The following is a 1,428-nucleotide window of genomic DNA, read 5'->3' as shown; positions in this document are numbered from 1 at the left end:
TTCGGCTGCCGTGGCGCCTGGTGCCGGAAGTTCGTAACCTCCACCGCAGCGGTCCGTTGTGATTGTCATGCAGGATGTGCGGCCCGACGTTTGGTCGGCGGAACTGGAAGAGGTGCTCGTTCGGGTCGGCCACCGGTTCGGGCGGGTGAACCTGCGGCGGCAGATGAGGGCCTATGTGAACGGTCTGCTCGGCCCGGTGGGCCGGAAGAACAGCTGGCAGCTGGCCGAGTACGTAGGCCATCGCACCTCTGCGGGCCTGCAGAATCTGCTGAACCGTGTGCGCTGGAGTCCTGACGAGGTGCGTGATGATCTGCAGGAGTATGTCGCCGAGAAGCTTGGGGAGCCGGGCGGTGTGCTGATCATCGACGACACCGGCTTCCTGAAGAAGGGGACGGTGTCGGCCGGCGTCCAGCGGCAATACTCGGGGACTGCCGGCCGCACGGAGAACTGCCAGATCGGGGTCTTCGCCGCCTACGCTTCCCAGCGGGGACGAGCGCTGGTGGACCGGGAGTTGTATCTGCCGAAGTCCTGGACTGCGGACCGGGACCGCTGCGGGGCGGCGAAGATACCCGAGGAGCGTGACTTCGCCACCAAGGGTGACCTGGCCAAAGCCATGATTCAGCGGGCCCTGGCCTCGCCGCTGCCCATCGCCTGGGTGACTGCGGACTCGGCCTATGGCCAGGAATGGCGGCTGCGACGGATGCTGGAGGAAGCCGGCGTCGGTTACGTCCTGGCCGTCCCGAAGTCCCAGCCCGTCCCTGCGTTGGGCCGGATCGATCTCGTCATCGCCCAGGCGCCGGACGAGGCCTGGGAGCGTCATTCCTGCGGTGAGGGGGCGAAAGGGCCGCGCGTCTATGACTGGGCCGCGGCGAAACTGCCGGCCGTCTACGACTTCGACGGCGATCAGCCCACGCACGACCGGTGGGTCCTGGCCCGCCGCAGCCTGGCCCGGCCGGAAGAGATCGCTTACTACCTCGCCTACGCACCCGTCGGCACAAAGGTTTCCGATCTGGCCCGGGTAGCCGGCAGCCGGTGGGCGATCGAGGAATGCTTCCAGGCCGCGAAGAACGAATGCGGCCTGGACCAGTACGAGGCCCGCCGCTATCCGGGCTGGTATCGGCACATCACTCTCGCCATGTTGGCTCACGCCTTCCTCGCGGCCATGTCCGCCACCGCAACGACGGCAAGGGGGGCCGCAGAAACGGTTCCAGTGCCCTTGCACCCCTCACCGTGGCAGAAGTCCGGCGGCTCCTGGCAGTTCACCGTCTCCCACCGGCACACCGGCGGAAAGCCGATCATGCGTTGAGCTGGTCCTGGTGGCGGCGCCGCCAGGAAACCGCACGACGCTGCCACTACCGTCGCCGCTGCGGTGGAGGTTACGAACTTCCGGCACCAGGCGCCACAGCAGCCGAATAGACTCAAGAAGGC

The 1,428-nt window shown here is 67.4% G+C and carries 1 protein-coding gene; it reads left to right on the top strand.

What is annotated here, in order from left to right; translation table 11 throughout:
* Positions 1–67 precede the first annotated feature (67 nt).
* On the top strand, positions 68–1,306 hold the full coding sequence (locus ABTZ58_RS40050; protein WP_502996227.1) for an IS701 family transposase: 1,239 nt from the start codon (positions 68–70) through the stop codon (positions 1,304–1,306).
* Positions 1,307–1,428 lie beyond the last annotated feature (122 nt).

This window comes from Streptomyces sp. NPDC094143 (assembly GCF_040303825.1).
In the GTDB taxonomy this organism is placed as follows: domain Bacteria; phylum Actinomycetota; class Actinomycetes; order Streptomycetales; family Streptomycetaceae; genus Streptomyces.
Note: the sequence above shows the minus strand (reverse complement) of the source record. Positions and strands in the feature narration are given on the sequence as shown.

What these genes read in the sequence shown, in the direction of transcription:
- ABTZ58_RS40050 (WP_502996227.1), top strand. Translation starts at nt 68, where the DNA reads ATGCAGGATGTGCGGCCCGACGTTTGGTCGGCGGAACTGGAAGAGGTG.